The sequence below is a fragment of the Geobacillus sp. FSL K6-3411 genome, assembly GCF_037965715.1.
In the GTDB taxonomy this organism is placed as follows: Bacteria; Bacillota; Bacilli; order Bacillales; family Anoxybacillaceae; genus Geobacillus; species Geobacillus thermodenitrificans.
Genome location: NZ_CP150187.1, coordinates 2,753,757 through 2,775,196, shown reverse-complemented (window position 1 = coordinate 2,775,196; position 21,440 = coordinate 2,753,757). Strand labels below are relative to the sequence as shown.

Below are 21,440 nucleotides of genomic sequence, written 5' to 3'. Positions count from 1 at the left end.
TTGGAGAGCAAATGATTGAATTTTGCCAACCGCCAGCTTTTTCAGGTATAATGAAAAAGTGGACAAAAACGGAAAGGGGTGTCAAGATGGCAAAATTGGACGAAACGTTAACAATGCTGAAAGCGTTGACGGATGCAAAAGGTGTCCCGGGCAATGAACGGGAAGCGCGCGAAGTGATGAAAACATACATAGCCCCATATGCGGACGAAGTAACGACCGACGGTCTCGGCAGCTTGATCGCCAAAAAAGAAGGAAAAGCTGGCGGACCGAAAGTCATGATTGCCGGCCATTTGGACGAAGTCGGCTTTATGGTCACGCAAATCGATGATAAAGGATTCATCCGCTTCCAAACGCTCGGCGGCTGGTGGAGCCAAGTGATGCTCGCCCAACGAGTGACCATCGTAACGAAAAAGGGCGACATCACCGGTGTGATCGGTTCGAAGCCGCCGCACATTTTGCCGCCGGAGGCGCGCAAAAAACCGGTTGATATTAAAGATATGTTCATTGACATCGGTGCGAAGAGCCGTGACGAAGCGATGGAGTGGGGCGTCCGCCCAGGCGATATGATCGTACCGTATTTTGAGTTTACCGTGTTGAACAATGAAAAAATGCTGTTAGCCAAAGCGTGGGACAACCGGATCGGCTGTGCGATCGCCATTGATGTGCTCAAGCAGCTGAAAGGCGTTGACCACCCGAACACGGTGTATGGTGTCGGCACGGTACAGGAAGAAGTCGGTTTGCGCGGGGCGCGCACGGCTGCCCAATTCATTCAACCGGACATCGCTTTTGCCGTTGACGTCGGCGTGGCAGGCGATACGCCAGGTGTCTCGGAAAAAGAAGCGATGGGCAAGCTCGGCGCCGGCCCGCACATTGTCCTATACGATGCAACGATGGTGTCGCATCGCGGTTTGCGCGAATTTGTCATCGAAGTGGCGGAAGAGCTGAACATTCCGTATCACTTTGACGCCATGCCAGGCGGCGGCACGGACGCGGGGGCGATTCATTTAACCGGCAGCGGTGTCCCGTCACTGACGATTGCCATTCCAACCCGCTACATCCATTCGCATGCTTCCATTTTGCATCGCGATGACTATGAAAACACGGTCAAGCTATTAGTTGAAGTCATTAAACGGCTTGATGCTGATAAAGTGAACCAAATTACATTTGAATAACGAGCGTAAGGAGGTTGCCTGAAAAGGCAGCCTCTTTTAACGAAAAGGATTTGCGTATATACAGAAGGAAACAGGTGTCCCGAACGTTTTGGGACACCTTCTTCTTGGTAGAAACAGCGCTACTTATTGTGCTGGTTTGTATGCGGCGCTTGTTATCCAATTTCTTGATTGGTCAACATGTTGTGACCGTTTTTCGCTTTGCCGGCGGATGTATTCCAACCCGCTTTTGCATTGACGGCAGTAAAACGGTCTCACTAGTTGAGCCGTGCCTCAGGGCAGTTATTTTAGTAAGCAGAGGGATATGATTGGCCGAAAGAGAGTTGAACTACTCACCGCTTAACCGCCTTACAGTTTGTTTGAAGTGGGAGATTCCTGCGAACACTGAGGGATCCCTCAGACTAATAGCTATTTTTTCTTTTTGCTTGTTCAAAAAGAAGTTAAGGACGAATCGAGAACAACCAAATGTTTTGTTTGGATAGATTCTAAATGGATATGCTTTGTTTACCAGCAGTGTTTTTCCCCTTCCAATTTGTTATGATTACCTATTATATCAAAATGGAAAAGCCGCCCTAGTCGGGCGGGCTTTTTTCGTTGAGGCGAGGTGTTGGGGGGTGGCGCTGTTTAGAAGGCGTGCGATGAAACAGAGCATGTAGCTTCATAGTAGGCGTTCTCAAGTTGAAATACGTTTCCCTTTTCCCATAGTCATTGTGTTTCATCAGCCTTCTAGGCGGGAAGGGTGGACCGCAGCGCCAGCGACTGCTTACTGTTTGACTGCTTGCTCGAGCGTGGAGAGCATCATGTCTTTTTGCTGCTCATTGGCGTTTGTCCAAATGGCTTCAAAGAGGACGCCAAGGCCGGGCAAATACTTTTCCTCACCACGTTGAATCGCGTCTTCAATCGTATTTTCGAGCTGGTCTTTCGAATTGTTTGCGACATTGTGCATAATCGCATGGCGAAGATTTAAATTCATTGTCATCACCTCGTTTGCCGTTGTTGTACAACGTTATCGTTTGCCAATGGCAGCAGATTTATACATCGGTGGTTCACGTCTATGGTATAATGGGGAGCAAATATCAAAATGAAGAAACTTGACGTATGAGGTGACGACACAATGGAAAAAGCGACATTCGCTGGAGGTTGCTTTTGGTGCATGGTGACGCCGTTTGAAGAGCTGGACGGCATTTACGGCATCGTCTCTGGCTATACGGGTGGGCATGTTGAAAATCCGACGTATGAGCAAGTGAAAACAGGGACGACCGGCCATTATGAAGCGGTGCAAATCACGTTTGACCCGGACGTGTTCCCATATGAGCGGCTTTTAGAGCTGTATTGGTGCCAAATTGACCCGACCGATGACGGCGGTCAGTTTCATGACCGTGGACCGCAATACCGGACGGCGATTTTTTACCATAACGAAACACAGCGCCGGCTCGCTGAGCAGTCAAAGCGGGCGTTAGAAGAAAGTGGGCGTTTCTCAAAGCCGATTGTGACAAAAATTTTGCCAGCTACAACGTTTTACCCGGCGGAAGAGCACCATCAAAACTACCATAAGAAAAATCCGGAGCATTACAAGCAAGATCGTGCCGCTTCCGGGCGCGACGAGTTTATCGCCAAACATTGGGGGGCGAAGCGGTGAAGCGGATCGAATCGCCGAAAAATGCACGTGTAAAGCATTGGAAAAAGTTATTGACGAAAAAAGGACGCGAGGAAACCGGGTGCTTTTTGCTAGAAGGATTTCATCTCGTTGAAGAGGCAGTCAAAAGCCAAGCGCCGCTTGTCGAGTTGATTGTGGATGAACGGACGACGATCCCGCCCGGCTGGGACGTCAGCGATGTTCCGGTAGTGATCGTGACCGAGACGGTGATGAAGGCGATCAGCAGCACGGAAACGCCGCAAGGGATCGCTGCCATCTGTCGTCAGCGGCCGCATGAGCTTACAGGTGTGAAAACGGCGTTGCTCATTGATGCCGTGCAAGACCCAGGCAATCTTGGCACAATGATTCGCACTGCCGACGCAGCCGGCATTGATGCTGTCATTTTAGGAGAAGGATGTGCTGACTTGTACAATCCGAAAGTGATCCGCGCAACCCAAGGGTCGTTGTTTCATCTTCCGGTTGTCAAAGGCGATGTGGCAGAATGGATCACGCGCTTGAAAGAGCAAGGTGTTCCAGTGTACGGCACCGCCTTGGAGAATGCGGTCGACTACCGTGCCATCCCGCAATCATCCTCATTTGCGCTTTTAGTTGGCAATGAAGGAAGCGGCGTCCGGCGCGAGCTGCTCAAGATGACAACGGAAAATGTCTACATTCCGATTTACGGCCAAGCCGAGTCACTCAACGTTGCCGTTGCAGCTGGAATTTTACTTTACTCCTTGCAGACGGCGCAGTAAAAAATTTCTGACTTACCTTGCCTTTGTCTCTTGGTTTGCGTATAATGAATAGCGACATTTCCCATATCGATAACAACGATGACGGAGAAGAGTAGCTTGCTGCTCGCCATCCAGGGAGAAAACGCCATAGACTGGGAGCGTTTTTATGGCCGACGCAAGTGAAGTTCACCTCCCGAGTTGACACCGGGACCATCCTCTCAGGCAGGATGTAAAGGTGATCCGGCTTCGGGCCGTTATAGCAATGAAGGGAACAGTGCGTCTTCGTTTGCGCTGTTAACAAGGGTGGTACCGCGAGCAACAACTCGTCCCTTATGAGGGACGGGTTTTTTTATTTTGTTAGAGGAGGGATTGGCGTGAAAGAACGGTTGCATGAGCTTGAACGAGAAGCGCTTGAAAAAATTGAACAAGCTGGCGATTTAAAAGCGCTCAACGATGTGCGTGTCGCCTATTTAGGCAAAAAAGGGCCGATTACCGAAGTGCTGCGCGGCATGGGAGCATTGCCGCCAGAAGAGCGTCCGAAAATTGGTGCGCTTGCCAATGAGGTAAGAGAGGCGATCCAAAAGGCGCTCGAAGCAAAACAAACGAAACTGGAAGAAGAAGAAGTCGAGCGGAAGTTGGCGGCTGAAGCGATCGATGTGACGCTTCCGGGCCGTCCGGTGAAACTGGGGAATCCTCATCCGCTGACGCGCGTCATCGAGGAAATTGAAGATTTGTTTATCGGCATGGGCTATACGGTCGCCGAAGGTCCGGAAGTCGAGACCGATTATTACAATTTTGAGGCGCTCAATTTGCCGAAAGGACACCCGGCCCGCGATATGCAAGATTCGTTTTATATTACGGAAGAAATTCTGCTTCGCACCCACACGTCGCCGATGCAGGCACGGACGATGGAAAAACATCGCGGGCGCGGTCCGGTAAAAATCATTTGCCCGGGGAAAGTGTATCGCCGCGATACCGATGATGCGACCCATTCACATCAGTTTACGCAAATTGAAGGATTGGTTGTTGACCGCAACATCCGGATGAGCGATTTAAAAGGGACGCTGCGCGAATTTGCCCGCAAGCTGTTCGGTGAAGGGCGCGACATCCGTTTTCGTCCGAGCTTTTTCCCGTTTACCGAGCCTTCAGTCGAGGTCGATGTGTCCTGCTTCCGCTGCGAAGGGCACGGCTGCAGCGTTTGCAAAGGTACGGGCTGGATTGAAATTTTAGGCGCTGGCATGGTGCACCCGAACGTGCTTGAGATGGCCGGCTTTGATTCGAAAACGTATACCGGATTTGCGTTCGGCATGGGGCCGGAGCGGATCGCGATGTTGAAATACGGCATTGATGACATCCGCCATTTCTATCAGAACGATCTTCGTTTCTTGCAACAATTTTTGCGTGTCTAAAAGAAAAAGGAGGAGTTGGGAATGCTCGTTTCTTATCGTTGGCTAGGCGAATACGTCGATTTGACGGGCGTGACGGCGGAACAACTCGCTGATCGCATTACAAAAAGTGGCATTGAAGTCGAGCGGGTTGAAGCGCTTGAGCGGGGAATGAAAGGAGTCGTCATCGGCCATGTGCTCGAATGCGAGCCACACCCAAACGCCGATAAACTGCGGAAATGTCTTGTTGATCTTGGCGAAGGAGAGCCGGTGCAAATCATTTGCGGCGCCCCGAACGTCGCCAAGGGGCAAAAAGTTGCTGTAGCGAAAGTTGGGGCGAGACTGCCGGGCAATTTTAAAATCAAACGGGCGAAGCTGCGCGGCGAAGAGTCGAACGGCATGATTTGCTCGCTCCAAGAACTCGGTGTTGAAACAAAAGTCGTGCCGAAAGAATACGCCGAAGGCATTTTCGTCTTCCCAAGCGACGCGCCGGTCGGCGCTGATGCGCTTGAATGGCTCGGCTTGCACGATGAAGTGCTCGAACTCGCCTTGACGCCGAATCGCGCCGATTGCTTAAGCATGCTTGGCGTTGCCTACGAAGTCGCTGCGATTCTCGGCCGCGATGTGAAGTTGCCGGAAACGGCGGTGAACGAAAATGAAGAAAGCGTCCATGACTACATTTCTGTCCGTGTCGAGGCGCCGGAAGACAATCCGCTGTACGCCGGACGGATCGTGAAAAACGTCCAAATCGGCCCGTCGCCGCTTTGGATGCAAGCGCGCTTGATGGCGGCCGGCATTCGTCCACACAACAATGTTGTCGATATCACCAACTACATTTTGCTTGAGTACGGCCAGCCGCTTCACGCGTTTGACTACGACCGTCTCGGTTCGAAGGAGATCGTCGTTCGTCGTGCCAAGGCGGGAGAAATGATCGTGACGCTTGACGATGTCGAGCGGAAGCTGACTGAAGATCATCTCGTCATCACAAACGGCCGTGAGCCGGTCGCCTTAGCCGGTGTGATGGGCGGAGCGAACTCGGAAGTGCAGGATGACACGAAAACAGTGTTCATCGAAGCCGCGTATTTTACGAGCCCGGTCATCCGCCAGGCGGTGAAAGACCACGGGTTGCGCAGCGAAGCGAGCACCCGGTTTGAAAAAGGGATTGATCCGGCGCGGACGAAAGAAGCGCTCGAGCGCGCTGCTGCTTTGATGGCAGAATACGCCGGCGGCGAGGTCGTCAGCGGTATCGTGGAAGCTAATACATGGAAAGAAGAGCCGGTTGTTGTAACGGTGGCGCTGGAACGCATCAACGGCGTCCTCGGCACAGCGATGACGAAAGAGGAAGTAGCTGGCATTCTTTCAAACTTGCAATTCTCGTTTACGGAAGATAATGGAACGTTTACAATCCATGTTCCATCGCGCCGCCGCGATATTACGATCGAAGAAGATATTATCGAGGAAGTCGCCCGTTTGTATGGCTACGACCATTTGCCAGCGACTTTGCCGGTGGCCGAAGCAAAACCGGGCGAGTTGACACCGTACCAAGCGAAACGCCGCCGTGTCCGCCGCTATTTCGAAGGCGCGGGCTTGTTCCAGGCGATCACGTATTCGCTTACTAGTCCGGACAAAGCGACGCGGTTTGCTTTGGAGACAACCGAACCAGTCCGCTTGGCGTTGCCGATGAGTGAGGAGCGGAGCGTTCTCCGGCAAAGCTTGGTGCCGCATTTGCTCGAAGCGGCGAGCTACAACCGTGCCCGCCAAGTTGAGAACGTCGCGCTATATGAAATCGGCTCTGTCTATTTGTCCAAGGGGGAAAACGTCCAACCGGCGGAAAAAGAACGGCTCGCCGGCGTCATCACCGGTTTATGGCATGCCCACCTTTGGCAAGGAGAGAAAAAAGCAGCTGATTTCTATGTTGCAAAAGGCGTGCTTGACGGCTTGTTCGCCCTGCTTGGGCTGTCTGATCGCATCAGCTACCGTCCGGCGAAGCGTGCTGATTTGCATCCGGGGCGGACGGCGGAGATTGTGCTTGACGGCAAAGAGATCGGCTTTGTCGGCCAGCTCCATCCGGCTGTACAAAAAGAGTACGATTTGAAAGAAACGTATGTCTTTGAACTCGCCTTCGCTGAGCTACTGAATACAGAAGGCGAAACGATCCGTTACGAGTCGATTCCGCGCTTCCCGTCAGTCGTGCGCGACATCGCTTTAGTCGTCGACGACAATGTCGAAGCAGGTGCTCTCAAGCAGGCGATCGCCGAAGCGGGGAACCCGCTATTAAAAGACGTGGCCCTCTTTGACGTCTATAAAGGCGACCGTCTGCCGGCCGGGAAAAAATCGCTCGCCTTCTCGCTCCGCTACTACGATCCGGAACGGACGCTCACTGATGAAGAAGTTACTGCCGTCCATGAACGGGTTTTGGCAGCGGTCGAGGAGCAGTTTGGCGCGGTGTTGCGCGGGTAATGCCGCGGCTGTGTTAGGCAGGGAGCGTAGGCAGCTCCCTGTTTTTCTATTCGCGCCCATCGCGAAAAAAGGGGGAGAACGATGCGAAGCGTTCGAGCTGTGATCATTGCGATGGTTTTACTTGTCGGGTTGCACGGGTGTGACGCAGGTCGATCAGAAGGTGGAAAACAACCGGTTGAGCTCACCGTCTCAGCGGCTGCCAGTTTGCAAGACGCGCTAAAGGAAGTGAAAACCGCCTTCGAGCATGAACATCCGAATATCCGCATTCACTATAATTTTGGGTCATCCGGCGCCTTGCAAAAACAAATCGCTCAAGGAGCGCCGGTCGACTTGTTTTTCTCTGCCGCCGTCCTGCCGTTTGAAGAACTGAAAAAGGAAGGGCTGATCGATTCCACGCATGAAAAAACGGTGGTTGCCAACGAACTCGTGCTCATTGTGCCAAAACAGGAAGAAGGAGCGATTCAGTCGCTCGATGACATCACTCGCGCGAAACGGGTGGCCATTGGCATCCCTGAGTCGGTGCCGGCCGGCATATACGCGAAACAAACACTTGAGCGCGCCGGGCTTTGGGAAAACGTCGAGCCGCGCCTTGTTCTTGCCAAAGACGTTCGCCAAGTATTGACGTATGTCGAAACGGGCAACGTCGACGCCGGCTTTGTATATCGGACGGACGCGCTTGTCTCGGGCAACGTGCACATCGCCGCTGCGGTGCCTGATGAGATGCACGAACCGATCGTCTATCCGCTCGGTGTGGTCAAGACGAGCAAACATCTGCAAGAAGCGCGCCAGTTTTATGCCTATTTGACGAGTGAACAAGCGTTGAAGCAATTTGAACAGTACGGGTTCCGCCGTGCCCACTAGCATCCAAACGCACTTGTCTTCACACGAACAGGCCATCATTGTAAAATAAAAGACATATCAACATACTAGGCGATGGGGTTCGCCATAACCACCGGCTTCCTGCTGATGACTCCTGCTGCGTTTGTGAGTGGCAGGAGTTTGCTTGTTTTGCAGAGGAGGGATGTCTTATGGTGTATGTCGCTGTCGGCATCGCTGGCATGATCGGCGCACTTGTCCGCTATGCGCTCGGATTGGCTGTTCCCGCTGCCGCCGTCGGCGGTTTTCCGCTCGGGACACTGTTAATGAACTGGACAGGCGCATTTTTGCTTAGCTGGCTGACGGTTGTTTTCACCTGTCGCCCCACGTGGCCGACGTGGTGGAAAACGGCGATGACGACCGGTTTTGTCGGCTCGTATACAACGTTTTCTACGCTTAGCGTTGAGTGTGTCGAATTGATGGAGCAAGGGGCATGGGGAGCGGCGGCTGTTTATATTGCGGCTAGTTTGTTTGGCGGTCTGTTCGCCTCATGGGCTGGGTACGCTGCAGCCCAACGGAGTGATGGGGGACGAAAGGAAGGAGTGGAATCATGATAGCGCCATGGTTGGTGATGCTTGGCGGCTTTTTCGGTGCTGTGGCTCGCTATGCCGTCAGTCGGTGGTTCGCTCGCTGCATGCCACATGTTCCGTTCGGGACGCTCTTTGTCAATTTGCTTGGCTCGTTTTTGCTGGGTTGGCTTGCAGGAAGCGGTGCCGCCAATGCAGAAAAACTGCTCATCGGCACGGGGTTTATGGGAGCGTTCACGACTTTTTCCACCTTAAAGTGGGAGAGTGTGCAAATGATGCAGCAAAAACAATGGGGAAAATCGCTGGCTTATTTGGCTGTCACCTACTCATTTGGAATATGGTTGGCATGGCTAGGCTATCAATTTGGACGTTCATAATGACATGACATCCGATCGAAGACTGGAGAAATCGACAAAAACTCTCTCCCCGTCAACGACACATTGGCGGGGAAGAGAGAGCGGATGAAGGGGAACGATGGAAATAACGCATCGGTTATCTTTCTCTTTTTCCAAACAATAACGTCTCAAGAATGTCATGAATGTGCGTATTTTCATACACGCCAGCAAACCGTTTCGCTCCCGGACCCATGGCGGTCAGTGGCACACCGGCAGCAGTGTGGCCTGTTGTCGTCCAGTTTAAGGTGAATGTTTGTTTAGAATGGGCGACGACAAACGGGCCGTTTTCGTCAGAGAGCGTGTTACTGTCTTCTGATTCATCTGCGTCGCCCGGCGTTTCAATCGTCAGGCCGCCGGATTCGTGGTCGGCGAGCACAAGAACGAGTGTGTCTGGATGGTGCTTGGCGTACCGTTTCGCCACGGCGACTGCTTGATCAAACTGTTGCCCCGCTTTGATCATGAGCGAACCGTTATTGTCATGGCTCATTTCATCAATCGCTTCCTCTTCGACGACAAGGAAAAAGCCTTTTTTGTTTTTCGACAACACATCAATCGCTTTTTTTGTCATATCAGGCAGCGATACGACGGGGTTGTACTTACCTTCTCCTTCGGAACGTTTTTGGAACATTTCTTCATTGGCGAATAATCCAAGCAGTTTGCGCCCCTTTGCCCGTTTCAGCTCATCGGCGGTGCGGACATAGGTGTAACCGAGCTTCTTGGCGCGTTCAACTAAGTTTCCTTGCGTGCCTTTGCTTCCTTCTTCTGCATCTTCAGCCGTATCTGGGTAATAGCCAGGATGTCCAGCTGGATACCAGTAGTCTTCCCCGCCGCCCAAAATGACGTCAACTTTGGTTTTTTCGATGTATTGCTTGGCGATGTCGCTTTGTGCGGAGCGATTGGCGGTGTGAGCAGCGAATGCCGCTGGGGTAGCATCGGTTACTTGGGCAGTCGTGACAAGCCCGGTCGCTTTCCCGGCTTTTTTCGCTTGTTCCAAAATCGTTTTCACCGGTTTTCCTTGTAAGTCAACGGAGATGGCGCCGTTATACGTTTTCACACCTGTCGCTATCGCGCTGGCAGCCGCAGCGGAGTCGGTGATGAATGATTTGGGGTCGGCGGAGTTTGTATGAATGAGCCCGCTGTATGGCATGCTGTCCATTTCTAGTTCCCCGTCTATCCCTTTCGTCGCTAGGCGAATGGCATTGCGCTGGGCTATTCCCATACCGTCGCCGACGAGCATGATGACATTTTTCACGACAGGTGGCTTTGCGGGCTTGGACGGTGCAGCCGATACTGCTTGTCCGCCATGGTTGAGCGTGAGTCCGACACTTAGCGTAGCGATAAGTAGAGCAGCGCAGCGTTTCGATTTGAACATCGTTCTCCTCTCCTTTTTTCAAATTCATTTTGTCATGTTTATCGTACAAGCTCGAGATGAAGAGAATGTGAATTCTATGTAATCGTTTTGCAAATAAACCAGTATTTTCTTTTTCCTATCTGCTCATTGAGCAGTGTGTTTTCGGGAAGAGGACGAAAACGGATGAAGATGACCGCGGCTCCATTTGCAACCGTTCTTAATTTCAAGGCATGAAAACAGTCTATCAACCAGTAAGGTTTTGCCTGTCTTCCTCATTGACTTTTTCTTTTTCGCTTGATAAATTGATTAATAGTTCAATAGTTGAACTAAATGGACAATGAATGCCGTGTGAGGAGTATAGCGGACTAATAGTTCAATTCGTGAACCAATGGAGGTGAAATCGTGAAGAAGCGGAACGTGGATGATTGGATCGACCGCTATTTGTCTGTGTCATTTCTCGTGATAAAACGTGGAGCGGCGCTCGTGAAAGTCGGGCTTGACGAGGAAATGACGCATGACCAATATTATTTGCTTCGCTACATTCGCCGGCGGGGGACGTGCACATCGACGGAGCTCTCGACGGTGTTTGGTGTCAATAAAAGCGCGGTGACAGCGATGACGAACCGTCTCGTCGACAAAGGCTGGCTGCGCCGCGACCGTGATCAGAACGACCGGCGCGTTGTGGCCTTATCGTTGACGCCACAAGGAGAGGAATGGGTGGCCGAGACGGATCGCAACGTCTACCGACTTGTGGAAGAGGTGATCGCTCGTTTTCCAGAAGAAGAAATTGAAGCGTTCATCCGTACGTATGAGAAATTGGCCCGCGTATTGCAGGAGGTGGAAGAGGCGAAATGAGAGCGATCATCAGAGGAAGATGGTTGGTGCTTTTGACGTGGATTGCCGTGGCGGCGGTACTCGTGATGACCGCGCCGAACATGGGCGAGCTCGTCCGTGAAAAAGGGCAGCTGAGCGTGCCGGACGGCTATTCGTCGTCGGTGGCAGCAGAATTGATCAAAGAAGCAAATAAGCAAGAAAACAAAGAAAATGAGCTCTCTACCGTGCTCGTCTTTTATCAGAAAGACGGATTGACGGCGGAAGACAAAAAAGAAATTGAGCGAGCAGTGAACGCGCTCGAAAAGAAGAAAAGCGACCTTCATATCACGAATATCATTTCCCCGTTTGCCAACCCGGAGTTAGAAAAAGAGTTGATCTCTAAAGACAAAACGACGATGCTCGTTTCGGTCAGTATCGATCCGGACGGGCGGACGGCGAAACAGTTGACCGATGCGTTATATGAAGCGTTGGATGGCGTCAAGGTTGAGCATTATTTCACCGGCGGGTGGATGATCGATGAAGATGTGGTGACAAGCTCGCTTGAAGGCGTGAAGAAAACGGAAGGGATTACGATCGTCTTCATTTTAATTGTTCTGCTCGCCGTGTTCCGTTCACCAGTAGCGCCGCTGATTCCATTGGTGGCGGTCGGGGCGACATACGCCGTTTCACAGTCGGTCGTCGCCTTTTTGGTTGACAAAGTCGATTTTCCGCTATCGACGTTTACGCAAATCTTTTTAGTCGCCGTTTTGTTTGGGATTGGAACCGACTATTGCATTTTGCTGCTGAGCCGGTTTAAAGAAGAGTTAGCGAAACTCGGCGATCGGACGGAAGCGATTGTTGTGACGTACCGAACAGCCGGGAAAACGGTGTTGGCGAGCGGATTGGCGGTGATGATCGGTTTTGCGTCAATCGGCTTGTCAACGTTTAAGTTATACCAATCGGCAGCAGCTGTCGCCGTTGGAGTAGCGGTGTTGCTTGTGGCGCTCGTGACGCTCGTGCCGTTTTTTATGGCCGTGCTTGGCGAAAAATTGTTTTGGCCGGTTCGAGGAAAGCTTGAGCACGGGCAAAGCCGGCTTTGGCTGGCGGCTGGCCGATTTGCGTTCGCCCGCCCGCTGTTGGCGCTCATTATCGTCGCAGCGGTGACCGTGCCGGTGCTGGCGACGTACGAAGGCAAGCTGTCGTTTGATTCAATGGAAGAAATTGGCGATCATTATCGCTCGGTAAAAGCGTTTCGTATCATCGCTGACCACTTCAATCCAGGAGACGCAATGCCGACGCAAATCGTGCTAAAAGGCAAGCAAACACTCGATTCTAAAGAAGGGTTGGCGTTAATCGAAACGATCAGCCGCGAAGTTGAGAAAGTCAACGGTGTGGCAAGCGTCCGCTCGGCAACACGCCCGACTGGAGAGCCGATTGAACAGTTGCTTGTCACCGAACAGGCCAAACAGCTGAAAGACGGTCTTGGCGCCGGCAAAGACGGTATCGAAAAAATCGGCGCTGGGCTCGAAACAGCGAGCAATAAGCTCTCCGCTTCCGCGCCGCAGCTTAAGCAGGCTTCATCCGGCATTGGCGAACTTGTCGAGGGAACGGAGCAGTTAAAAAACGGCATCGTTGAGCTGCAAAACGGCCTTACCCAAATCGAACAAGGTGTGCGCCAAGGAGCGATGGGGGCCGGCGAGCTGAAAAAAGGGGTGTCTACGCTCCGCGACAATGCGAAAAAGCTGCAAGCCGGCGCAAATCAGCTGCTTAGCGGTTACAAACAGGCCGAACAAGGTCTGTCGACGATCAGCAGCCAATACCAGCAAGTTGAAACGGGATTAAAGGCGGTCGCCGATCAGCTCGCAGCCGTACAAATGATGCTCGAGCAAGTCGAGCAGTCGCATGCAGAGCTCCGTCAAGACGAGACATATCAACGGGCGAAAATGACAGTCGCTGCTTTATCTGATCAAGTGAAGCAAATGGCGGCCGGCCTCACGCAGTTGAATGGGGCACTTGATCAAGCGCGCGCTGGATTGGTGAAAGCGAATGAGTCGTTTGCCCAACTCAACAACGGTCAGGCAGCCGTCAACGGCGGTTTAGACAACGTGATCGCCGGGCTTGGTGAACTTGAGGATGGTTTAAAGAAAGCAGCCGACGGCCAAAAACAAGCGGTTGATAAACTGCCGCAATTCTCAGCCGGTCTTGAGCAAGTCAACGGCGGCCAGCGACAATTGCTCGAACATTTCTCCGCACTTGGCGGCCAGCTCGGCCAGCTTGTCAACGGCTTGGACCAAAGCGCGTCCGGTTTGCGCCAAGTGGCCGACGGTCTTGGAACGGCGGAAACGTATTTGGCTGATTTGTCATCAGCGCCGGTGAAGGAAATGGCCGGTTGGCACATGCCGAAAGAAGCGCTCGAAAGCAAAGACTTTGCGCAGGCGAAAGACGCGTACATGTCAAAAGATGGACGCATCGTCACATTTGACGTCATTTTAGACGAAAATCCGTATTCCATCTCCGCGCTTGGCCGCATTGATGATATTCGCGCCGCCGCTGAACGGGCGGTGAAAGGAACGAAATGGGAAGGCGTGACGATTGCGATTGGTGGCGTCACGAGCACGTATGCCGATTTGCAGGCGATTTCGAACGCCGACTATCAGCGTACCGCGGTGCTGATGATCATTGGTATCGCTATTGTGTTGGCGGTGCTGCTCCGTTCGCTCATCATGCCGCTTTATTTGATGCTGTCGCTCGTGTTGACCTATTTCACGTCCATGGCCGTCACGGAACTTATTTTCGTCAACGGCCTCGGCTATGCCGGCTTGAACTGGGCGGTGTCGTTTTTCGCTTTCGTCCTGCTTATGGCGCTCGGCATCGACTACAGCATTTTCCTCATGGACCGGTTCAATGAATATCGTGACCGTCCAGTGAGAGAAGCGATGCTTTCGGCGATGGGGCATATGGGTACGGTCATCATCTCAGCGGCTGTCATTTTAGGTGGAACATTTGCCGCTATGTACCCGTCCGGCGTTTTGTCGCTTTTGCAAATCGCAACCATTGTCTTAACCGGGCTGCTGCTTTATGCGCTCGTTGTGCTGCCGTTGTTTGTCCCAGTCATGGTTCGCACGTTCGGACGCGCGAATTGGTGGCCATTCCGGCAGCCTGCGGGTGGAGCAGATGGACTTGAACAAGAGAGAATGAGTTAAGCTAGCTTGCGTCGCCCTCATGTTGCTTGAGGGCGGCGTTCCTTTTTAGAGTCAGGAAATAAAAACAAGTCGGCACATTCAACCAACATCAATGTGCTGAATGACTGCCTCTAGTTGGCGGATATACATACTCTTTTGGATTGACATAAGGGAAGAGATAGAGGATATATGTTTGGTAATATATTGAATATGATTGTTGCTTTCGCTACTATCTACATAAATGCACCTTGAAAAGTTCACTTTTCGGTTGCGCCGTCCCATCTTCCATACTATTTTTTCCGGACATTCATGAATGTGCCATAACCTATTAGTGGAGACGGATCTTTTTGATTTTATGCTCCATGATCTTGGTGATGTTTGAGACGTTTCGTGTGCGGTTCTATCCATTTTCCTCATAGCTGATAAACAGAAAGGGATAGTGTTGACTTGGGGAGGGAGAGAAAAAATGAGTTTTTTCAAAGCTACAAACAGAATGAAGGTTGTTTCGCTTGCTATTTCTATCATTGGGTTGTGGTTCATTCTAAACAGCCCTGAATGAGGGAGTGATTCCGTCTCATCATAGGTTCGGTCTGCAGGCGGTTCTGTAGGTTCGTAAGAGTATTGGCAGATGTTAAAAGAATATATCAATGCTTATAAAACAGTAGGAGCTATTTTCTTGTTTACGGGCTTGTTTTCTTTTCTTAACAACCATCGTCATCAGTAAACGTTATTTTCATCGATTTGTTTCTTCATGAGAACAGAAACGCTAATTTGACCATTCATTTCATGGAAAGAGAAAGGAATGTCTCTTACACAGAAGCCCCCACCTTGACATGTAGCGAGACGAGTGGGGGCATAAGATGATGGTTTCGCTTTTGCCCTTGGCAATCGGAGGAAGGGAAGGGGCGAACCATTACGAGTGTTTGGCGATGTCGAGCGCTTTTTTTGTATTCGCGAAATGAAGCTTGGCACACGTCTCAAGCGCCCCAACCCCTTGTTGGCGGATAAGCTGGGCGGCGGCTTCATCGACAATAGCGCCCGCGCCTTTCGGGAGCGGAAGGCCGACGGTGCGGGATAGTTTGTCCATCTCCGCTAAAAACATATAGCGGGCGATGATCGAGGCGGCGGCGACGGCGACGTGCACCCCTTCTGCTTTTGGCAGGCAGTGCACCCGCTCGCGGACGATGCGCGTTTCATCTTCGAGGTAGCGGAAATATGAATTGCGTTCCAAAAACTGATCGATGATGATCGCTTCTGGTTCGATGGGCGCGATGTCGTCAATGAGTTTCGCGAGCGTCCGGTTATGGAGCAACGCTTTCATTTTCGTCTGCGGCATGCCGCTTTGCTGCCAGCGGTTGTATTCGGCGTTGGTGAGCACGGTGACGGCGTAAGGCACGGTTTCCATGATGGTCGGTGCGATTCGCGTGATCGTTTCGTCATTCAATTGCTTTGAATCTTTGACGCCAAGCGCCGCGATTCGATCGAGATGACCCCGGTCAACGTAAGCGGCGGCAACGACGATTGGGCCGAAATAGTCGCCGGTTCCGACTTCATCGGAGCCGATGGCGGAAAGACTCCCGAGTTCTTGTTCCGACAGGGCGGTTGTTTTTGCTCGGTTCTGATCCTTTTGTTTGTTTTCAGGCGCTGTGTGATTCTCCATCCATTTTGCCGCCTCTTGTTCTGCCGCTTTCCCTTGAAACAGCACTTTGCCTGAGCGGTAGGCAGTGATCGTGACATCCGGGCGCTTTGCAGCAAACAGCGCCCCGGCCGGAAGCCGGTCGGATAAGGCGTCTTTATAGTAGGCGCGCAACGTAGCAAGCAATTTTTGGTCGGCGTGAATCACATAGTTTGACAACGTTTGATCGCTCCTTTATTGTCTCTTTGGGCCGCATCTTTCCATTATACCAGCATTCATGATATGATAAACAGTAGGATTTTGCGAAATGGGGGAAGCAGGTTGACAGACGAGCCAAAAACGCGGGTAAGCGTCCGCATCTACGGTCAAGATTACACGATCGTCGGCACGGAAAGCCCGGCTCATATCCGGCTCGTGGCGGCGTTCGTTGATGATAAAATGCACGAGTTCAGCGAAAGGAACCCGGTGCTTGATGTGCCGAAGTTGGCTGTGTTGACGGCAGTCAATATCGCCAATGAATACTTAAAGCTGAAGGAAGAATACGATCGGCTTGCAGCCAAGTTGAGACGGGAAAAGGGTGGGGAAGACGATGATTGATGTCGTGCTTTTATTTGTCCTGCTGTTAGGCGCGATGATCGGACTAAAGCGCGGTTTTATTCTTCAATTTATCCATATGGCAGGGTTTCTCATCGCCTTTTTTGTCGCTTATAAGTATTATGATCGATTTGTGCCGACATTGCGCCTTTGGATTCCGTATCCGACGTTTGGCGATCCGGAGACAGTGAAGTTGTTGTTTCAAAGCACGCATTTAGATGATGCGTATTATCGGGCGATTTCGTTTGCACTCTTATTTTTTGCCGTGAAAATTGTGCTTCAAATCGTCGGTTCGATGCTCGACTTTGTCGCCCAACTGCCGCTGTTGCGCAGCGTCAACCGTGTAGCGGGGGCAGCGCTCGGATTCGCTGAAGTGTATTTGTTTGTGTTTTTGCTTTTGTATGTGAGCGCGCTCGTGCCGATCGATAGCGTGCAAGAGCAGTTGCAGCAGTCGCTCATGGCGACGGTCATCGTGAAACATACACCAATCTTGTCGGAGATGCTTAGCAACTGGTGGATTCATGGCCGCATCTAACGGAGCGCGGCCCGCGGTGTTTCGGAAAAGGGAGGGGACGGCATGAACGTGAACAAAAAAGATGTCATCCGCCTGTTAGAGACGATCGCCTTATATATGGAGATCAAAGGAGAAAATCCGTTTAAAGTGACAGCGTTTCGCAAGGCGGCGGCCGCGCTGGAAACAGATGAACGGAGTTTGTCGGAAATCGAAGAGTTCACTGCCATCCCGGGCATCGGCAAAAGCACGGCGGCGATTATCACCGAGTTTGTCCAAACCGGTTCATCGTCGGTGCTAGAGGAATTAAGGCGCGACATTCCGGAGACATTGCTTGCTTTGCTTAAGCTCCCGGGGCTTGGCGGCAAAAAAATCGCGAAGCTGCATCAGGAGCTTGGCATTGTGGATATGAATGGATTGAAGGAAGCATGTCTTTCCGGAAAGGTGCGGGAGCTTCCTGGATTTGGGGTGAAAACGGAAGAGAAGCTGCTTATGGCTCTCGAAGAGGCGGGAAAACGTCCTGAGCGGCTGCCGCTCGCTCGGGTATTGCCGCTCGCCGAGGACATTGAACGTCAACTGCAAGAGATCGATGGCATCATCCGCTTCGCGCGAGCAGGCAGTTTGCGGCGTTTGAAAGAAACGGTGAAAGATTTGGATTATGTCATCGCTACCGATCGCCCGGCCGAGGTGCGCGAGGCACTCCTTCGTCTTTCGCGCATCCGTGAAGTCATCGCTGCCGGGGAAACGAAAGTGTCGCTTCTTTTCAAGTATGAGGATGAAATCGCCGCCGACTTCCGGCTCGTCAGTGCGGCTGAGTTTGCGACAGCGCTTCATCATTTCACTGGATCGAAAGAACATAATGTCCGCATGCGCCAGCTTGCCAAAGAACGTGGGGAGAAAATTAGCGAATACGGCGTTGAAGACCAAACAACAGGGGATGTAAAAACGTTCTCGGATGAACCGGCGTTTTATGCTTACTTCGGGTTGCCGTACATTCCGCCTGAACTGCGCGAAGACGGCACGGAAGTTGAGCGATATTCTTCGGATTATCCGCTTGTCCATCTTGACGATATCCGAGGCGATTTGCATATGCACTCGGCATGGAGCGACGGGGCGTGTTCGCTCGAGGAGCTCGCTGAGGCGTGCCGTCGCCGCGGCTACCAGTATATGGCCATTACGGATCATTCTCAATATTTGAAAGTCGCCAACGGCTTGACGCCAGATCGATTGCGGCGTCAACGCGAGGAGATTGAGCGGTTGAATGCACGCTATTCTGATTTTACGATCTTAGCTGGCATCGAGATGGATATTTTGCCTGACGGGACGCTCGATTACGATGATGACGTGCTCAAGGAGCTTGATTTTGTCATTGCCGCCATTCATTCTGCGTTCAAACAGCCGCGCGAGGTAATTATGAAGCGGCTCGAAGCGGCGCTTCGCCACCCGTATGTGGATGTCATCGCCCATCCGACCGGCCGGCTCATCGGCCAGCGTGACGGCTATGACGTCGACGTTGAACGATTAATCGAGTTGGCGGTCGAGACGAACACGGTGCTCGAGCTCAACGCGAATCCGAACCGCCTCGATTTGTCGGCTGTTTACGTGAAAAAAGCGCAAGAAGCAGGTGCTTATATTGCCATTCATACGGACGCCCACCATTTGGACATGCTTGATGATATGGTCATTGGTGTGACGACGGCAAGGAAAGGATGGATCAAAAAAGAGACGGTGATCAATACATGGCCGCTTGAGAAGTTACAACAGTTTTTGCGCGACAAACGAAAGCAAACATGATGAGGCATGGGGGTTTGAATACGTGCAGCAAAAAATGCTTCGTATCCTAGAGTTCGATAAAGTGAAAGAACAGTTGGCCGAGCATGCGTCATCCGCGCTCGGTTTAGAGAAAATCGCCGCTCTCGTTCCATCGTCTGATTTGGATGAAGTGGCGGTTTGGCTTGAGGAAACAGATGAGGCGGCTGCGGTGTTGCGGCTGCGCGGCTACGTTCCGCTGGACGGGGTGGTCGACATCCGTTCGCATTTGAAACGGGCGGCCATCGGCGGTGTGCTCAGTCCGATTGAGCTGTTGGAAGTCGCGGCGACGGCTGCCGCAAGCCGCCAAATGAAGCAGTTGATCATGTCGCTTCACGATGAGCACGGCGGGCTCGCGCGGCTGGCCGACTATGCGGATGAGCTTGCCGAGGTGCCGGCGCTTGAAGAGGACATCCGCCGCTCGATCGATGATCACGGCGAGGTGTTGGACACAGCCAGCGACCGTCTTCGTTCGCTGCGCGGGCAAATCCGGGCGGCTGAAGCGCGCATCCGCGAGAAGCTTGAAAGCATTATCCGCTCGCCATCAGCGCAAAAGCGGCTGTCGGACGCGATCATTACGATCCGCAACGATCGGTATGTCATCCCGGTCAAGCAAGAATACCGCAGCGCTTACGGCGGCATCGTCCATGACCAGTCAGCCTCCGGAGCGACTCTGTTTATCGAGCCGCAGGTGGTCGTTGAGCTGAATAATGCACTGCGCGAGGCGCGGGCGAAAGAAAAGCAAGAAATCGAACGCATTTTGCGCGAACTCTCAGCCAAAGTGGCTGAACACGATGAACCGCTCAAACGAGCTGTGGAGGCGCTTGCCCATTTTGATTTCTTATTTGCCAAGGCGAAATACGCGCGCCGGCAGCAAGCGGCAAAGCCAGCGGTCAACAACCGCGGCTACCTCCGCTTTTTGCAAGCGCGCCATCCGCTTATTGACCAAGATAAAGCGGTGCCGAATGATATTGTGTTGGGCGGCGATTACACGACGATCGTTATTACCGGGCCGAACACCGGTGGGAAAACGGTGACGTTAAAAACAGTCGGCCTGTTGACCATCATGGCGCAAGCCGGGCTGTTTATCCCGGCGGCGGACGGGTCGGAGGCAGCAGTGTTCCGCTCTGTTTTCGCCGATATCGGTGACGAGCAGTCAATCGAACAAAGTTTGAGTACGTTCTCTTCCCATATGGTGAATATTGTTGATATTTTGCGTCATGTTGATGAGGAAAGCCTCGTGCTCTTTGATGAGCTGGGGGCCGGTACCGATCCACAAGAGGGAGCCGCGCTGGCTATCGCTATTTTGGATGAAGTACACGGACGCGGGGCGCGGACGGTAGCGACGACGCATTATCCGGAGTTGAAAGCGTACGGTTACAATCGTCCCGGAGTGGTAAATGCCAGCGTCGAATTTGACACCGAAACGCTTCGTCCGACGTATAAATTGTTGATCGGCATTCCCGGCCGCAGCAACGCCTTTGACATCTCGCGCCGTCTTGGGCTCGATGAGCGGATTATCGAGCGGGCGAAAGTGCAAGTAAGCGCAGAAAGCCATAGCGTGGAAAACATGATCGCTTCACTGGAACGAAGCAAAAAGCAAGCAGAGGAAGATGAGGCAAGGGCGCACTCGGCACGTGAAGAAGCGGAACGATTGCGGGCTGAGTGGGAACAAAAACTTGAAGAGCTGGAAGACAAAAAAGCAGAGCAGCTCGCGGAAGCGGCGCAAAAGGCAACCGACATCATCCGCGCTGCCGAGCGCGAGGCTGAGCGGATTATCAACGAGTTGCGTCGTCTGCAAAAAGAAAAGCAGGCAGAAGTGAAGGAGCATGAGCTCATTGCCGCGAAACAGCGACTTGCTGCCGCTGTGCCCGTAGTTGAAAAACGGAAAAAAACAAAAAAAGCGACTGCACGCCATGCGTTCCAATCGGGTGATGAAGTGAAAGTGACAAGCTTAAACCAAAAGGGGTATTTGCTCGAAAAAGTGTCAGAGGATGAATGGCAAGTGCAGCTTGGCATTTTAAAAATGAAAATTCATGAGCGCGACTTGGAGTATATTGGCAGCGCACCGGCCAAAGAAGTGACGCCGATTGCGACTGTAAAAGGCAAGGACGCCCACGTCAGCCTAGAGCTTGATTTGCGCGGTGAGCGCTACGAAGACGCCCTTGTCCGACTGGAAAAATATATTGATGACGCCGTGCTTGCCGGCTATCCGCGCGTCTCGATCATCCACGGTAAAGGAACAGGCGCGCTTCGCCAAGGAGTCCAGCAGTTTTTAAAACAGCACCGGGCGGTAAAAAGCTTCCGGTTCGGTGCGGCGAATGAGGGCGGTACCGGGGTGACGGTCGTCGAACTGAAATGA

General features: G+C 52.3%; 18 protein-coding genes, 1 riboswitch and 1 other annotated feature. Of the genes, 14 read left to right on the top strand and 4 right to left on the bottom strand.

Going from position 1 to position 21,440, the window contains the following annotated elements; translation table 11 throughout:
* Positions 1-86: 86 nt before the first annotated feature.
* Entirely contained in the window at positions 87-1,172 is a 1,086-nt protein-coding gene (locus NSQ22_RS14125) for a M42 family metallopeptidase (protein WP_011887941.1), read from the top strand.
* 325 nt (positions 1,173-1,497) lie between these two features.
* Here NSQ22_RS14125 and NSQ22_RS14120 read toward each other — a convergent pair whose 3' ends face one another.
* Both NSQ22_RS14120 and sspI read right to left on the bottom strand, forming a co-directional pair.
* A complete protein-coding gene (locus NSQ22_RS14120; protein WP_223812937.1) occupies positions 1,498-1,680 on the bottom strand; it encodes a helix-turn-helix domain-containing protein in 183 nt (60 codons plus the stop codon).
* Positions 1,681-1,932: 252 nt separating this feature from the next.
* On the bottom strand, positions 1,933-2,142 hold the full coding sequence (gene sspI / locus NSQ22_RS14115; protein WP_008881165.1) for a small acid-soluble spore protein SspI: 210 nt from the start codon (positions 2,140-2,142) through the stop codon (positions 1,933-1,935).
* A 141-nt stretch (positions 2,143-2,283) separates the two neighbouring features.
* Between sspI and msrA the strand changes: the two genes are divergently transcribed.
* From msrA to crcB, 7 genes are all read left to right on the top strand, one after another.
* Entirely contained in the window at positions 2,284-2,808 is a 525-nt protein-coding gene (gene msrA / locus NSQ22_RS14110) for a peptide-methionine (S)-S-oxide reductase MsrA (protein ID WP_008881164.1), read from the top strand.
* On the top strand, positions 2,805-3,560 hold the full coding sequence (locus tag NSQ22_RS14105; RefSeq protein WP_029760623.1) for an RNA methyltransferase: 756 nt from the start codon (positions 2,805-2,807) through the stop codon (positions 3,558-3,560). The genes msrA and NSQ22_RS14105 overlap by 4 nt, the downstream gene beginning before the upstream one ends.
* A gap of 69 nt (positions 3,561-3,629) precedes the next feature.
* Positions 3,630-3,873, top strand: a binding site (T-box leader).
* Between the two features lie 40 nt (positions 3,874-3,913).
* Positions 3,914-4,948 carry a phenylalanine--tRNA ligase subunit alpha gene (gene pheS, locus NSQ22_RS14100; RefSeq protein WP_008881162.1) on the top strand — a complete coding sequence of 345 codons (1,035 nt, stop codon included), beginning with the start codon at positions 3,914-3,916 and terminating at the stop codon, positions 4,946-4,948.
* A 21-nt stretch (positions 4,949-4,969) separates the two neighbouring features.
* Positions 4,970-7,384, top strand: coding sequence for a phenylalanine--tRNA ligase subunit beta (gene pheT / locus NSQ22_RS14095; RefSeq protein WP_060476096.1), 2,415 nt, complete (start codon positions 4,970-4,972; stop codon positions 7,382-7,384).
* Between the two features lie 81 nt (positions 7,385-7,465).
* Positions 7,466-8,245: a molybdate ABC transporter substrate-binding protein gene (modA, locus tag NSQ22_RS14090; protein ID WP_081156916.1), complete on the top strand. Its 780-nt coding sequence runs from the start codon at positions 7,466-7,468 to the stop codon at positions 8,243-8,245.
* A gap of 59 nt (positions 8,246-8,304) precedes the next feature.
* Positions 8,305-8,367: riboswitch (Fluoride riboswitch) on the top strand.
* 45 nt (positions 8,368-8,412) lie between these two features.
* The gene (locus NSQ22_RS14085) at positions 8,413-8,814 is read left to right on the top strand and encodes a CrcB family protein (RefSeq protein ID WP_008881159.1); all 402 of its coding nucleotides are present in this window, start codon (positions 8,413-8,415) and stop codon (positions 8,812-8,814) included.
* A complete protein-coding gene (gene crcB, locus NSQ22_RS14080; RefSeq protein ID WP_060476094.1) occupies positions 8,811-9,164 on the top strand; it encodes a fluoride efflux transporter CrcB in 354 nt (117 codons plus the stop codon). The genes NSQ22_RS14085 and crcB overlap by 4 nt, the downstream gene beginning before the upstream one ends.
* Before the next feature lie 115 nt (positions 9,165-9,279).
* On the opposite strand, the gene NSQ22_RS14075 is transcribed toward crcB, so the two are convergent.
* Positions 9,280-10,554 (bottom strand): alkaline phosphatase, encoded by a 1,275-nt coding sequence (locus tag NSQ22_RS14075; RefSeq protein WP_060476093.1) that lies wholly within the window; start codon positions 10,552-10,554, stop codon positions 9,280-9,282.
* Between the two features lie 381 nt (positions 10,555-10,935).
* On the opposite strand from NSQ22_RS14075, the gene NSQ22_RS14070 reads away from it, so the two are divergent.
* Both NSQ22_RS14070 and NSQ22_RS14065 read left to right on the top strand, forming a co-directional pair.
* Entirely contained in the window at positions 10,936-11,388 is a 453-nt protein-coding gene (locus NSQ22_RS14070; RefSeq protein ID WP_008881156.1) for a MarR family transcriptional regulator, read from the top strand.
* Positions 11,385-14,549: an MMPL family transporter gene (locus NSQ22_RS14065; protein ID WP_011887939.1), complete on the top strand. Its 3,165-nt coding sequence runs from the start codon at positions 11,385-11,387 to the stop codon at positions 14,547-14,549. Before NSQ22_RS14070 ends, NSQ22_RS14065 begins: the two co-directional genes overlap by 4 nt.
* 892 nt (positions 14,550-15,441) lie before the next feature.
* Here NSQ22_RS14065 and rnhC read toward each other — a convergent pair.
* Entirely contained in the window at positions 15,442-16,383 is a 942-nt protein-coding gene (gene rnhC / locus NSQ22_RS14060; protein WP_008881154.1) for a ribonuclease HIII, read from the bottom strand.
* Between the two features lie 102 nt (positions 16,384-16,485).
* Here rnhC and zapA point away from each other — a divergent pair, with 102 nt between their 5' ends.
* From zapA to NSQ22_RS14040, 4 genes are read left to right on the top strand one after another with little or no spacing between them, the layout of a single operon-like run.
* The gene (gene zapA / locus NSQ22_RS14055) at positions 16,486-16,761 is read left to right on the top strand and encodes a cell division protein ZapA (RefSeq protein ID WP_008881153.1); all 276 of its coding nucleotides are present in this window, start codon (positions 16,486-16,488) and stop codon (positions 16,759-16,761) included.
* Positions 16,754-17,293 carry a CvpA family protein gene (locus NSQ22_RS14050; protein WP_008881152.1) on the top strand — a complete coding sequence of 180 codons (540 nt, stop codon included), beginning with the start codon at positions 16,754-16,756 and terminating at the stop codon, positions 17,291-17,293. Before zapA ends, NSQ22_RS14050 begins: the two co-directional genes overlap by 8 nt.
* A gap of 42 nt (positions 17,294-17,335) precedes the next feature.
* Positions 17,336-19,063, top strand: a complete 1,728-nt coding sequence (polX, locus tag NSQ22_RS14045; RefSeq protein WP_008881151.1) for a DNA polymerase/3'-5' exonuclease PolX — start codon at positions 17,336-17,338, stop codon at positions 19,061-19,063.
* Between the two features lie 22 nt (positions 19,064-19,085).
* Entirely contained in the window at positions 19,086-21,440 is a 2,355-nt protein-coding gene (locus tag NSQ22_RS14040) for an endonuclease MutS2 (RefSeq protein WP_144038730.1), read from the top strand.